The sequence below is a fragment of the Egibacteraceae bacterium genome (assembly GCA_035540635.1).
In the GTDB taxonomy this organism is placed as follows: Bacteria; Actinomycetota; Nitriliruptoria; order Euzebyales; family Egibacteraceae; genus DATLGH01.
In genome coordinates this window covers 1-13031 of record DATLGH010000064.1, presented here as the reverse complement: position 1 = coordinate 13031, position 13031 = coordinate 1, and the positions used below count along the sequence as shown (strand labels likewise).

At 72.7% G+C, this 13031-nt stretch carries 13 protein-coding genes; all 13 read right to left on the bottom strand.

The window, feature by feature from the left end:
• Positions 1-3 precede the first annotated feature (3 nt).
• Positions 4-813, bottom strand: a complete 810-nt coding sequence (locus tag VM324_10965) for a CBS domain-containing protein (GenBank protein HVL99800.1) — start codon at positions 811-813, stop codon at positions 4-6.
• Positions 806-2188 (bottom strand): NADH-ubiquinone oxidoreductase-F iron-sulfur binding region domain-containing protein, encoded by a 1383-nt coding sequence (locus VM324_10960; protein ID HVL99799.1) that lies wholly within the window; start codon positions 2186-2188, stop codon positions 806-808. The genes VM324_10965 and VM324_10960 overlap by 8 nt, the downstream gene beginning before the upstream one ends.
• A gap of 104 nt (positions 2189-2292) precedes the next feature.
• Positions 2293-3090, bottom strand: a complete 798-nt coding sequence (locus tag VM324_10955) for a Bax inhibitor-1/YccA family protein (protein ID HVL99798.1) — start codon at positions 3088-3090, stop codon at positions 2293-2295.
• A gap of 75 nt (positions 3091-3165) precedes the next feature.
• On the bottom strand, positions 3166-3879 hold the full coding sequence (gene dapB, locus VM324_10950; protein HVL99797.1) for a 4-hydroxy-tetrahydrodipicolinate reductase: 714 nt from the start codon (positions 3877-3879) through the stop codon (positions 3166-3168).
• Complete coding sequence (locus tag VM324_10945; GenBank protein ID HVL99796.1) at positions 3876-5171, bottom strand: pitrilysin family protein; 1296 nt, start codon at positions 5169-5171, stop codon at positions 3876-3878. Before VM324_10945 ends, dapB begins: the two co-directional genes overlap by 4 nt.
• Positions 5171-7654: a polyribonucleotide nucleotidyltransferase gene (locus tag VM324_10940; GenBank protein HVL99795.1), complete on the bottom strand. Its 2484-nt coding sequence runs from the start codon at positions 7652-7654 to the stop codon at positions 5171-5173. The genes VM324_10945 and VM324_10940 overlap by 1 nt, the downstream gene beginning before the upstream one ends.
• Before the next feature lie 208 nt (positions 7655-7862).
• The gene (gene rpsO, locus VM324_10935) at positions 7863-8120 is read right to left on the bottom strand and encodes a 30S ribosomal protein S15 (GenBank protein ID HVL99794.1); all 258 of its coding nucleotides are present in this window, start codon (positions 8118-8120) and stop codon (positions 7863-7865) included.
• A 151-nt stretch (positions 8121-8271) separates the two neighbouring features.
• Positions 8272-9462 (bottom strand): geranylgeranyl reductase family protein, encoded by a 1191-nt coding sequence (locus tag VM324_10930; protein ID HVL99793.1) that lies wholly within the window; start codon positions 9460-9462, stop codon positions 8272-8274.
• Positions 9455-10384, bottom strand: coding sequence for a bifunctional riboflavin kinase/FAD synthetase (locus VM324_10925; GenBank protein ID HVL99792.1), 930 nt, complete (start codon positions 10382-10384; stop codon positions 9455-9457). Before VM324_10925 ends, VM324_10930 begins: the two co-directional genes overlap by 8 nt.
• On the bottom strand, positions 10381-11301 hold the full coding sequence (gene truB, locus VM324_10920; GenBank protein ID HVL99791.1) for a tRNA pseudouridine(55) synthase TruB: 921 nt from the start codon (positions 11299-11301) through the stop codon (positions 10381-10383). The genes VM324_10925 and truB overlap by 4 nt, the downstream gene beginning before the upstream one ends.
• Positions 11302-11306: 5 nt before the next feature.
• Entirely contained in the window at positions 11307-12314 is a 1008-nt protein-coding gene (locus VM324_10915) for a bifunctional oligoribonuclease/PAP phosphatase NrnA (GenBank protein HVL99790.1), read from the bottom strand.
• The gene (rbfA, locus tag VM324_10910; protein HVL99789.1) at positions 12301-12690 is read right to left on the bottom strand and encodes a 30S ribosome-binding factor RbfA; all 390 of its coding nucleotides are present in this window, start codon (positions 12688-12690) and stop codon (positions 12301-12303) included. Before rbfA ends, VM324_10915 begins: the two co-directional genes overlap by 14 nt.
• Before the next feature lie 15 nt (positions 12691-12705).
• Positions 12706-12999, bottom strand: a complete 294-nt coding sequence (locus VM324_10905) for a DUF503 domain-containing protein (GenBank protein HVL99788.1) — start codon at positions 12997-12999, stop codon at positions 12706-12708.
• Positions 13000-13031 lie beyond the last annotated feature (32 nt).

Sequence of the window (13031 nt, the reverse complement as noted above, 5' to 3'; positions counted from 1 at the left end):
GCCCTATCTCCAGCGCTCCGTGCAGCCCGGGGCGGGCTGCACGGAGCGCTGGAGATAGGGCAGCTCGTCGAGCACCGCGGCGCGCAGGAGGTCGTGGTCGGTGTCGCTCAGCTGCTTCACCGCCTCGGCCTTCTTCGGGGGCGCCTCGTCGAAGGACCAGCTGCCGACGAGCTCGGCGATGAGCGCGTCGACGTCGAGGTCCTCCGGCGACCCTGCGCCGAGCGCGAGCAGCGTGCGCTGGAGCCTGCGACGCTCGCGGACGGTGAAGGTGAGCGGGTCACGGAGCACCGCCCAGTTGCCGTCGCTCAGCTCCACACGCTGGCCGGCGAGGAGCACGTCGCGGACCGACAGGACACCGAGCACCTCGTCGCCCTCGGTGACGACGAGGTGGCGGATGCCGTGCTCGGACATCGCCGCCGCGGCCTCGTACACCTCCCATTCGCGAGAGGCGGTGACGACCTTCTTCGTCATGAGCTCCTCGACGGTGGTGGCGTCGAGGTCGGCGTCGGTCGCCGCGGCGCGGAGCACGTCGCGCTCGGTGACGATGCCGACGAGGTGGCCGTCGTCGAGCACCACCGCCGAGCCGACGCCCTCCTCGTGCATGGTGCGGGCCGTCTCGCGCAACGTCTGGCTCGGCTCCACCGCGACGACGTCACGCCGCACGAGGCCGCCCACGGTGATGCCGAGCCCCGCCTGCGCTGCCTCGCCGACCGGCCGGGCCCCGGAGGTGGCGGCGGCCGTGTCGTCGTCCGACGAGCCGCGTGCCTCCTGCGGACCCTCGGCGTCGGCGGCGTCCGCGTCGTCGTCAGTCATCAGGCGTCTCCTCGTCGGCCCTGTCCTCGTCGGGTACGTCCTCGTAGGGCGACTGGTCGGCGTAGACGAACTGCCCCGTGTCCTCGTCGAAGTCGGCGAGCTTCGGGATCGGCAGGTCGCGTGGCGACGGGCAGCCCCGGTCGACGTGAGCGGTGAACTCCTCCCCGAACTTCTCGACGACGCTCGCCACGAGCACCGCCTCCCCGTCGGGCAGGGCGCAGCGGGTGCCGCCGGTGACGCTGCGGCAGCGTGACAGGAGCTTGTCGAGGTCGTCGTCGGAGCCCTCGCCTCCCTCGATGCGGTCGAGGTGCTCGGTGATCGTAAGACACCCCTGCTTGCAGGCCGGGCACTGGCCGCACGACTCGACGGCGAGGAACCGGGAGAACGCAGCCGCCGCAGCCACCATGCAGGCCGTCTCGTCGTAGACGATGAACCCCGCAGAGCCGAGCCCGGATCCCGCCGCCTTCATCGTCTCGAAGGCCATGGGGGTGTCGAGCGCGGCACCCGGCAGGATGCCGGCGGACGCGCCGGGGAAGACCGCCTTGACCGCCCGGCCCTCGGGAGTCCCACCGGCGTGCTCCTCGAGCAGGGTGCGCAGCGGCGTGCCGAGCGGCAGCTCGTAGACGCCGGGACGCACGACGTCGCCGCAGGAGGTGAACAGCATCGTGCCGGGAGACTCGTCGGTGCCGAGCCGGCGGAACCAGTCCGCACCCTCGCGGAGGATCGGCCCGACGTTGGCGAGCGTCTCCGCGTTGTTCATCGCGGTGGGGTTGGGCGCCCCGCGCGCCGCGAACAACCCCACCTGGTACGGCGGGAGGATGCGCGGCAGGGGCAGGCGGCCCTCGACCACCTCCAGCATCGCCTTCTCCTCGCCGAACAGGTAGTCCTCGGGGCCCGTCACGATCTCGATGGGCACGTCGCCGAGCAGGCCGGCCGCCCGCATCTCGCCGGCGGCGCGCCGCAACCGTGCGGTCTCCTGCTCGAAGGACGCCTTCAGCGCCACGAACGCGCCAGCGGCCCCGACGGCGAAGGCGGCGATCGCGAGGCCTTCGAGGACGAGGTAGGGGTTGTGGCGGATGAGCCAGCGGTCCTTGAACGTGCCCGGCTCCCCCTCCGCGGCGTTGCAGACCATGTAGTGGGTGGCCCACGGATGGTTGGCGACCGACCGCCACTTCAGCCCGGTCGGGAAGCCCGCCCCGCCCCGCCCACGCAGACCCGACCGGTCCACCTCGTCGATGACCGCCTCGGGTCCCCGCTCGTGCGCTGCGGCGAGCCCCTGCCCGCCGCCCGCGGACCGGTAGGCGTCGACGTCGGGCAGCGGCTCGTCGTCGAGAAGCAACACGCTCTGATCGGGGGTGACGGAAGAGCTCGCCACGGCTGCCTCCTTGTCGGCGCGCAGCGTACGTGCCCTCACTCCGGGGAGTCCAGCCGGAAAGTCGCAAGACGCGCCGGGCGGGCGCCGTCGAAGCCGGCGCGCGTTCAGTCGCGCTGGAGCAGCGCGAGCAGCCGGAGCATCTCGACGTAGAGCCAGATGAGCGTCGTGGTGAGGGCGAAGGCGCCGTACCACTCCATGCGCTTCTCGGCGTTGCCGGCCAGCTGCTCGACGAGGTCGAAGTCGAGCACGAGCATGAGCGAGGCCACCCCGATGAACGCGACCGAGAGCAGGATGGGCAGCAGCCCGCCGCCCCAGATGAGTCCCATCGGTGACCCGAACCAGCTCATGACGATGTTGACCGCGTAGAACGCCGCGATCGCGATCGCGGCGGTGACGACCACCTTGCGCAGCCGCGGCGTCGCGCGGATGAGGCCGGTGCGGTACGCCACGAGCATCGACCCACTCACGACCAGCGTGGCCATCGCCGCCTGCATGGGCAGGGTCGCGAGGTCGGTGCCGAGGGTCGCGGCCAGCGCGAGCGTGAGCACGCCGATGAAGGCGCCGGCGATGAGCGCGTAGAGGGGGCCCGTCACCCGCGCGAGATGCGGCTTGAAGCCGGTGAGGACCCCGATGGCGATCAAGGGGAAGAAGGCGAGGCCGGCAAGCGGCAGCCCGACCGGCTCACCGTCCGCCCAGACCCACACGGCGAAGGTCGTGAGGGCGGTCAGCGCGAGGAGGGCGAGCGTCTTGTAGACCGTCCCCTCGATCGTCATGCGGTCGCGCACGAGACCCGATGCGAGCGCGTTGAACTCCGCGTCGACGTGTTCCTGGTCGACGCTCGGCGACCAGTGCCCGCCGGGGGGCGCCACTCGGCGCAGGGCGGGGTTGCGGCTCTCCAACATCGGTTCCTCCCAAAGACGCCTCGGTGATCGGGTCGCAACCGATTGTCGCACGCGGGCGACGTTGCGGGGCGTCTTCTACAGCAGCGACTCGAGGCCGACGGTCATTCCCGGGCGGGTGGCGACCTGGCGGATGGCGAGCAGCACCCCGGGCATGAACGACGAGCGGTCGAGGCAGTCGTGGCGGATCGTGAGCGTCTGGCCGGGGCCGCCGAAGACGATCTCCTGGCTCGCGACGACGCCGGGCAGCCGGACGCTGTGCACCGGCACACCGTCGACGACGAGGCCACGCGCGGGATGGTCGGGCGGACCCGGCACCTCCCCGGCTTCCCGGCGCGCCTCGGCGACGAGCCTTGCCGTGCGCAGCGCGGTCCCGCTCGGCGCGTCCACCTTGCGGTCGTGGTGCAGCTCGATGATCTCCACCCGCGGCAGGTGCCGAGCCGCCTGGGCGGCGAGCTGCATCGCCAGCACGGCGCCGACGGCGAAGTTCGGGGCGAAGAACAGGTTGGCGGGTCCGGTGAGCCGTTCGAGGTCGGCCAGGTCGGCGTCGGACAGACCCGTGGCCCCGACGACGGTGTGCACCCCCCGCTCCAGCAGCCAGGCGACGTTGCGCTTCACGCTTGCGGGGACGGTGAACTCCACGGCGACGTCCGCGCCGGCGTCGAGCACGGTGTCGAGGGAGTCCCCCGACCCCACGCGGGCGACGAGCTCGCAGTCGGGGTCGGCCCCGACGGCGGCGCACACCGCCGACCCCATGCGGCCGGCGGCACCGATCACCGCGACGCGGATCACGCCGCCGTGGGCGAGGCGTAGGCGGCCAGCGCCTCCTCGTCGCTGCCCTCCACCGGTCCGACCATGGCGAGGGTGAAGGGCCCTCCGAGCAGCAGCTGCCCGACGGCGGCGACGTCGTACAGGGACACGGCGCCCACCGCGGCGATCATCTCGTCGAGCGTCAGCAGCGGTGTGCCGGTGATCACCGACTTGCCGAGCCGGTTCATGCGGCTGCCCGTGTCCTCGAGCCCGAGGATCATGGACCCGGCGACCGAGCCCTTCGCCCTGTCGAGCTCCTCCTCGGTGAGCCCCGCGTCGAGCGCCTTCGCGAACTCCGTGCGCACCGTGTGGAGGACTTCGTCGACCTTGTGCGGCGCGGTGCCGGCGTACACCGCGAACGTGCCGGTGTCGGCGTGCATGCCGTGGTAGGTGTACACGGTGTAGACGAGGCCCCGGCGCTCGCGGACCTCCTGGAAGAGCCGGCTCGCCATCCCCCCGCCGAGCGCCTGGTTGAGCACGGCCGCCGCCCACCGCCGCTCGTCGGCCCGGCGCAGGCCGGGGCCGCCGAGGACGAGATGGGTCTGCTCCGTCGGCTTGTGGCGCAGCGCCGTGCGGGGCTCGCCCGCAGCCTCCGGCGGGGTGCGCCGCGAACGGCCGTCGCCGGCCCGCGCGTCCGCGAGGGCCTCGCTGACGAGCTGCACGACGCGGTCATGGTCGAGGCTGCCCGCGGCGGCGACGACGAGGTTGCTCGGCACGTACTGCCGCCGGTAGTAGCGGTTGATCTGGTCGCGGCGCATCGCCGTGATGCTCGCCTCGCTGCCGAGCACCTCGCGACCGAGCGGGTGCGTGCCGAAGTGCGCCGCGCTGAACACGCTGTGGACGAGGTCGTCGGGGGTGTCGAGGTGCATCGAGATCTCCTCGAGCACGACGTCCCGCTCGGCGTCGACGTCCGCGCTGCGCAGGCGCGCGGACGTGATCATGTCGCCGAGGACGTCCACCGCGAGGGGGAGGTCCCGGTCGATGCAGCGGGCGTAGAAGCAGGTGTACTCCTTCGACGTGAACGCGTTGAGGTCGCCGCCGACGGCATCGACGGTCTCGGCGATCTCCTTCGCGCTGCGCCGCTGCGTGCCCTTGAACAGCAGATGCTCGAGGAAGTGGCTCGCGCCGGCGACAGGGCCGCGCTCGTCACGCGACCCGCAGCCGATCCAGAAGCCGACGGCGACGGAGCGCACCCCCGGCATCGCCTCCGTGACGATGCGGGTGCCGGAGGGCAGCGTCGTCGCCCGCACGCCCTCCTGCACGGCCGCGCCCATCAGCGGCGGCGGCGCCGGCGCCGGCGCAGCTCGCCCTCACCCACGTCGCCGTCGCCGGCGTCAGGCTCCGACGGTCCGCCCTCCGCAGCGGCGCCGCGGGTGCGCGTGCGCGCCGGCCCCGCGTCCCCTCCGGTCGCGTCCCGTCCGCCGCGCTCGGGGCGCTGACGCGACCGCTCCACCCGCTGCCCCGTGCCACGGCTCTCGCCGGGTCCCGCCGCAGCGGTGTCCGACGGCCCAGCGGGGGTCGGCGTCGGTGCGGGGGCGCTCACCGCCGCGGGAGCTTGCTGATCGGGCCCTCCCTCGACGATGTCGAGGGAGAACTTGCGGCCGTCCTTCACCTCACGGACCTCGACCCACATCTTGTCACCGACCTGCACGGCCTCCTCGGCGTGGGCGAGGCGCTTGTTGCCGCCGAGCTTGGAGATGTGCAGGAGGCCGTCGCTTCCGGGGGTGAGCGAGACGAACGCGCCGAAGTCGACGGTCTTCACGACCGTGCCGTAGTAGCGCTCCCCCTCCTTCGGCACGACGGGGTTCGCGATCGCCCTGATGCGGTCGAGCGCCATCTGCGCCTTGTCGCCGTCGGAGGAGTAGATGTGCACGACGCCGCGGCCGTCCGCGTCCTCGACGTCGATCTGGGCGCCGGTCTCGTCGGTGATCTCGCGGATGATCTTGCCCTTCGGGCCGATGACCTCGCCGATCTTGTCCGCGGGGATGTACTCGACGAGGACACGGGGCGCGTAGGGGTTCATCTCGGCGCGCGGCTCGGCGATCGCGTCGCGCATGACGTCGAGAATCCTGAGCCGGGCCTCCTTGGCCTGGGTGAGCGCCCCGGCGAGCACGTCGGCGGGGATGCCCGACAGCTTCGTGTCGAGCTGCAGGGCGGTGACGAACTCGCGGGTGCCGGCCACCTTGAAGTCCATGTCGCCGAAGGCGTCCTCGGCGCCGAGGATGTCGGTCAGCGTCGTGTACCTGCCGTCCTCGGCGATGAGTCCCATCGCGATGCCGCCGACGGGTCCGGCGATCGGCACACCGGCGTCCATGAGGGCGAGGGTCGAGGCGCAGACGCTCGCCATGGACGTCGAACCGTTCGAGGCGAGCACCTCGCTCACCAGGCGCAGGGCGTAGGGGAACTCCTCGGCGGAGGGGATCACCGGCAGCAGCGCCCGCTCCGCCAGGGCGCCGTGGCCGATCTCCCGGCGCTTCGGGCCGCGCATGAAGCCCGTCTCACCCGTGGAGAACGGCAGGAAGTTGTAGTGGTGGATGTAGCGCTTCTCGGTGTCGGGATCGATGGTGTCGAGGCGCTGGGCGTCACGGAGCATCCCGAGCGTGAGGATGTTGAGGACCTGCGTCTCGCCACGGCGGAACAGGCCCGAGCCGTGCGCGCGCGGCAGCAGGCCGACCTCGGCGGACAGCTCGCGGATGTCGCGGGGACCACGGCCGTCGATGCGGACACCCTCGTTGACGACGCGCTGGCGGATGAGCTTCTTCTCGAGGGTGCGGAAGGCGTTCTTCGCCTGCCGCTCGAGCTCCTCGTCGGACACCGACAGCTCCCCGGCGTCGTTGAACGCCGCGTCGATGGCCGCCTCGCGCAGCTCGGACGTCTTCGCGCCCCGCTCGGCCTTCGACAGCCCCGCGTCGGCGAGCACCGCGCGGAGGTCGTCGGTGACGCTGTTCGCGACCGCGTCGTAGACGGCGGGGTCGTAGTCGGGATAGAGCGGGAAGTCGACCTGCCGGGCGCCTGCCTGCTCGAGCAGCTCGAGCTGCACCTCGCACAGGCGGCGCAGGTGGGGCCGCGCCTCTTCGAGCGCCCGCCCGAGGACCTCCTCGGTCGGGCTCTGGCCGCCGAGCTCGACGATCTCTGTGACCCGCTCGGTCGCTTCCGCCTCGACCATGAGGATGTCGATCTCGTCCGTCTCGGCGTTGAGCCTGCCGGCGACGACGAGGTCGAAGACGGCCTCCTCGGCGAGGAGCGCGAACGTCGGGAAGGGCGTCCAGCGCCCGTCGCGGTCCATCGCGAGGCGCAGCCCGGCGACCGGGCCCTCGAACGGCACGCCGGCGAGCAGGGTGGCCATCGACGCACCGTTGATGGCGAGCACGTCGGGCGGGTTCACCTGGTCAGCGGACATCGCGAGGATGAGGATCTGGATCTCGTTGCGCAGGCCGCTGTTCAGCGTCGGACGCATCGGGCGGTCGATGAGGCGGGCGGTGAGCGTTGCCGTCTCGCTCGGACGGCCTTCGCGCTTGAAGAAGCCGCCGGGGATCTTGCCGGCGGCGTACATCCGCTCCTCGTAGTCGACGGTCAGGGGCAGGAAGTCGAGGTGCTCCTTCGGCCGGCTGGAGGTGGTGGTGGTGACGTGCAGGATCGTCTCACCGATGTGGGCGACGACCGCGCCGCCGGCCTGACCGGCGAGCTTGCCCGTCTCGAAGCGGATCTCCGCGTCGCCGATCTTCGTGGAGACTTCATATGTGCCAAGCGTGCCCATGGGTACGGGTCCTCCTTCTCACGGCGCCGTCCGGCGCCGGAATCGCGGCCCGCGGACGGGTCCGGGGGGAGCCAGTTCCCAGTGGGGAGGGCTGCGGGGGTCGCAGACGTCTCCACTGACAACTGACGCCGCGGTGCCGTGCGGGCCCTTGTCGCGGGTGAAACGACACGACGCCGAGCCATCGGGCCCGGCGTCGGCTCATCAACCGCTATCGGCGGAGGCCGAGTCGCTGGATCAGCGATCGGTACCGCTCGACATCGGTGCGTTGCAGGTAGTTCAGCAGTCGCCGGCGGCGGCCGACGAGCTGCAGCAGACCTCGGCGGGAATGATGATCCTTCTTGTGGGACTTCAGGTGCTCGGTCAAGTGGTTGATCCGAGCGGTCAACAGCGCCACCTGCACCTCGGGCGACCCGGTGTCGCCGTCGGACGTGGCGTACTCCGCGATCAGCTCATCCTTGTTCGGGATGACTGCATTGCTCACTCGGCTACTCCTCGTCGGTGCGGTCCCGGAAGTGGTGTCGCGTGGGACCCGGCACGTCCATCGACTTCTCCGCGTTGCGACCTCGAGGGTCGCCGGCGGGCAGCGATTTCGGGCAACACCTTCCACCGTTGTCTCTTCAACGGTCCTCCGCAAGTCTGCCATGCGTGGCGGATCCCCACAACAACGGCCCCGGGTAGGCGCGCAACACCCGCAGCAGCGCCACGGGGGACACGAGGCCCGCACCGAGCGTCAGGTCGACCATGCGGTCGAACACCAGGCGGTCGGCGGACGCGGCCGCGACGGCCGCCTCGACGAAGGGGCGGTGCCGGATCACCCGGGCGAACACGCGGACGTGGGCGAGGTGGGAGCCGAGGGTGTCGTGGAGCAGCCGGGGGTAGCGGCGACCGGCCGCGTCGGGGTCCTCGACCGCGCAGCGGCCCGCGAGCCGGCCCGAAACGAGGGCGGAGAAGATCCCCTCGCCCGACAGCGGGTTCACGAGCGACGCGGCGTCGCCCGCGAGCAGAACCCGGCCGGCCGCGGGCTCCGGTCGGCGCGAGGAGAACGGCAGGTGGTGCGCACGGAGGGTCGCCGGGTCGGGGTCCGCGTCGGGAAGCGCTGCGGCCAGCCGGCCGTGCAGCTGCGCCTTGCCGCCGTCGAAGTGTGCGCGCAGGAGGCCGTAGCCGACGTTGGCCGTCCCGTCGCCGACGGGGAAGGACCAGGCGTAGGACGGCCACCCCTCCCCCACCATCGCGATGAGCTGCTCGGGACGTCCGGCGGGCGCGGGGCTGTAGGCCCGCACGGCGACGGCGAGGTGGTCGCGCGGGTTCGGCGCCACGCCGAGCAGCCGCCGCACCGTCGAGCCGGAGCCGTCGGCGCCGACGACCACCCGCGCGGCGGTCTCCCCGTCGAGGACGACCATGCCCGGGCGCTGCTCGAGCGTGTGCACCCGCTGGGTGCGCCGTTCGACGCCCCGGGCGACCGCGGCCTCGACCAGGCGTGCGTCGAATACCCGCCGCGGCATCACCCAGTTGACGCGCTGGCAGCGGCGGGCGGCGGCGCGACCGCCGGGCGAGCGCAGGCGGAGCCGGTCGATCGCCGGCCAGTCCTCGAGCAGGGTGGCGACCCCGAGCCGCCGCAGCTCGTCGCCGGCGTGGGCGGACACGGCGTCCCCGCAGGACTTGTCCCGGGGGAACTCGGCCTTGTCGACGAGCAGGACCCGGGCGTCAGGCCGGCTGGCTCGAGCGGCGAGCGCGGCGGCCGCTCCGGCCGGGCCAGCACCGACGACGACGAGGTCGTACACCTGCTCGGCTGTCACGGTCTCACGCACCGAGCAGGCGCCGCGCCGCCGCCACGTCGGCGCCGATCCGGGCCACGAGCGCGTCGACGCTGTCGAAGCGCCGCTCGTCGCGGATGCGGTGGCGGAAGTCCACGGCGACGCTGAGCCCGTACAGGTCCCCGGAGAAGTCGAGCAGGTGCGCCTCCACGCGCAGCTCCTGGCCGCCGAAGGTCGGGTTGACGCCGACGTTCGTGACGCACGGCTGCGCAGTGCCGTCGGGCAGGTGGAAGGCGCCCGCGTAGACGCCGCGTGCGGGGACGGCCACCCGCCGTCCCACCTGGAGGTTCGCCGTGGGGAAGCCGAGCGTCTGGCCCCTGCGGTCGCCGCGGACGACGACGCCGTCGACGCGGTGGGGGCGTCCGAGCAGTCGGGCGGCCCGCTCGACGTCGCCCGCGTCGATGCAGGCGCGGATCTGCGTGGACGAGATGACCACGTCGTCGAGGGCGAGCAGGGGCACCCCCTCGACGGTGAGACCCCGGCTCGGACCGAGTTCGGCGAGCAGGGCGACGTCGCCGGCGGCCTTGTGCCCGAACCGGAAGTTCGCCCCGACGACGACGTGTGAGGCCTGCAACGGGCCGAGGAGGACCCGGTCGACGAACGCCTCGGGGGGCTCGTGGCGCAGCTCGTCGTCGAAGGGGACCACGACCACCAGTTCGACGCCCTGCTCGGCGATGGTCTGCGCGCGGCGGGCGAGCGTCATGAGCAGTCTCGGCTGGCTGCCCGGGTTGACGACCTCCATCGGGTGGCGGTCGAAGGTGACGACGGCGCTGCGTTCGCCGCGGTCGGCAGCCGCCCGGACCGCACGGTGGATGATCGCCTGGTGTCCTCGGTGCACCCCGTCGAAGAAGCCGACCGAGACGACCGACGGCCTGGGATCGACGTCGTCGATGCCGGAGACGATCCGTCCCGTCACGCCTGCCCCTGCAGGACGACGAGGGGCCGGGCCGCGCCGTCGCGGTCGGCGACCATGGCGAGCAGGCGCCCCGCCGAGTCGATCGCGGCCACGGGGCCGTCGTGGCCGGTGGGGGGCAGGGGACGGCCGTGGGTGATCGCCTGGGCGTGCCCCCGGTCGAGCTGGACGCGCGGGTAGTCGGCCACGGCGTCGCTCATGGACAGCAGCGCCTCCTCGAGGCGCCCCTCCGCCGCGAGCTCGGCGACCTTACCGAGATCGAAGGCGTCCTCGAGGGAGAACCGGCCCGACGCGAGGCGCCGGAGCGACGCGAGGTGACCCCCCACGCCGAGGCGCTCGCCGACGTCTGCGGCGAGCGCGCGGATGTAGGTGCCGGACGAGCAGGTCACGAGGAACGCCGCCTCCGCCCGCGGGCCCGGCTCGAAGTCCTCCAAGACGATGTCGTGGACTGTCACCGTCCGGGCCGGCCGGTCGACCTCCTCGCCGCGGCGAGCCTTCGCGTAGAGCCGTTCGCCGCCGACCTTGACCGCCGAGACCATGGGGGGCACCTGCTCGATGGTGCCGACGAAGGCCGTCAGCGCCGCGCAGAGCGCCGGCTCGTCCACCCCCGACGCGTCCGTCTCGGAGGTGACGCCGCCGGAGGCGTCGAGGGTCGTGGTCGTCCGCCCGAGGCGCAGCCTGGCGTCGTAGGTCTTCCGCGACGCCTGCAGGTAGGGCACGAGGCGGGTGGCCCGGCCGAGGCAGACGACGAGCACCCCCGTCGCGTCGGGGTCGAGCGTGCCCGCGTGGCCGACCTTGAGGCGCGCGCGTCGGCCGCTCGCGCCGGAGCGGCCGGCGGGACCGGCGGCCCGGCGCACGCGCGCGACGACGTCATGGGAGGTCATGCCCGCCGGCTTGTCGATGACGAGGACGCCGTCCACGACCGTCAGCCCGCGGTCAGCGCCGGCCGCAGCGCCTCGCGCAGCCGGCCGATGACCTCGTCGAGGTCACCCGTGGTCGTGAGGCCGGCCGCGAAAGCGTGGCCGCCTCCGCCGAGCTCGGCGGCGATCCGGCCGATGTCCACACGGCCCTTGCTGCGCAGCGACACCTTCCAGGACCCGTCCGGCAGCTCCTTGACCACGCAGACGCATTCGGCCGCCTCGACCGCGCGGAGCACGTCTATCAGGCCCTCCGTCTCGGGGAGGGTGATACCGAGGTCCTCGAGGTCGGACTGCCGCACGGCGGTCCAGGCCAGACCGGCGTCGGGCACGAGGGTGGCCCGCTCCATCGCCCGGCCGAGCATTTTGAGGTAGCCGAAGCTGTGCGTCTCCCACACCCGCCGGTTGATGCCGCTGTGGTCGATGTCGTGGGCAATGAGCCGGGCCCCCAGGCGCATCACGTCCGGCGTCGTGCTGGGGTGCTGGAACCGGCCGGTGTCGGTGACGAGCCCCACGTAGAGGCAGGCGGCCATCTCGCGGTCGAGCTCGCCACCCATCCGCCTGATGAGCTCGTCGACGAGCACCGCGGTCGCCGCGGCGTTGCCGTCGATGAGCCGGACGTCACCGAAGGCGGTGCCGCTGGCGTGGTGGTCGATGACGATGACGGCGTCGGCGGCTTCCGCCGCCTGGCGCAGCGAGCCGAGCCGGTCGGGTGACCCCGTGTCGAACGCCACGAACAGCTTGGGTCTCGGCGGGAACTGGCCGGCGGGGGTGAGGTCCTCCAGACCGGGCAGGAACGTGTACTGGGGGGGAACGAGCAAAGCGGGGTCCTGGCCTTCCGCGCCCGCGCCCCAGCTCCCCGTGGTCCGCACTCCCCGGCGGTCGAGGAAGCGCTTCAAGGCCAGCATGGAGCCGAGCGCGTCACCGTCGGGGTCCACGTGGCAGGCGAGCGCCACCTCGTCCGCCGCGCGCAGCAGGTCGACGGCACGCGCCCAGGTCTTCTCACCTATCGCCATCGACGGGGTCCTGATCTCGCAGGAGAGTCTCGATCCGTCGCCCGCGCGCGGGCACGGGGTCGAGCGTGAAGTCTAGGCGCGGGATGCTCTTCATCCGCAGGCGCGCGCCGAGCTCCCGGCGCAGCAGCGGCGTCGCGCTCTCGAGACCCTCCGCGGTGTCGGTCCTCGTCGCGTCGTCGTCAGGCAGGACGGTGTAGAAGACCTCCGCCTGCTTGAGGTCGGGGGTCGTCCGCACCTCGGTGAGGGTGACGAAACCGATGCGCGGATCCTTCATGTCCACGAGCAGGCTCGCGAGGACCTCCTTGACCGACTCGTTCACCCGGCGCATGCGGGTGCGGGCCGGCGCGGCCGGCCGCTGCGGATCCGCGGAGCTCATTGCAGCACGTCCTCTTCATCGTTCGGGGGCGACGACCTCGACGTCGACGCCGATGATCTCCACCCGCAGCTCACGGGACACGAGCTGCTCCACCTGCTGGGCGACCTTGCGGGCCCCCACCTCGCTGCCCGCGGCGATCGCCACGCCGAGAGTCGCGCGCTGCCAGAGGTCCTGATGGCCCACCTCGGCCACCGACACCTTGAGGTCGTTGCGCAGCCGGGCGACAACGCTCTTCACGACCCCCCGCTTCGCCTTGAGCGAGCCGCTCGCGGGGACGTGCAGCTCCAGCGTGACCAGCGCGGCAAACATCACGCCATCATCCCACCATCACACCCCCACCG

Excerpts from the sequence above, each read along its gene's own strand:
- VM324_10955 (HVL99798.1), bottom strand. The coding sequence starts at position 3,090 with ATGTTGGAGAGCCGCAACCCCGCCCTGCGCCGAGTGGCGCCCCCCGGC.
- VM324_10905 (HVL99788.1), bottom strand. The coding sequence starts at position 12,999 with ATGTTTGCCGCGCTGGTCACGCTGGAGCTGCACGTCCCCGCGAGCGGC.
- VM324_10915 (HVL99790.1), bottom strand. The coding sequence starts at position 12,314 with ATGGCGATAGGTGAGAAGACCTGGGCGCGTGCCGTCGACCTGCTGCGC.
- VM324_10965 (HVL99800.1), bottom strand. The coding sequence starts at position 813 with ATGACTGACGACGACGCGGACGCCGCCGACGCCGAGGGTCCGCAGGAG.
- rbfA (HVL99789.1), bottom strand. The coding sequence starts at position 12,690 with ATGAGCTCCGCGGATCCGCAGCGGCCGGCCGCGCCGGCCCGCACCCGC.
- VM324_10945 (HVL99796.1), bottom strand. The coding sequence starts at position 5,171 with ATGGGCGCGGCCGTGCAGGAGGGCGTGCGGGCGACGACGCTGCCCTCC.
- VM324_10940 (HVL99795.1), bottom strand. The coding sequence starts at position 7,654 with ATGGGCACGCTTGGCACATATGAAGTCTCCACGAAGATCGGCGACGCG.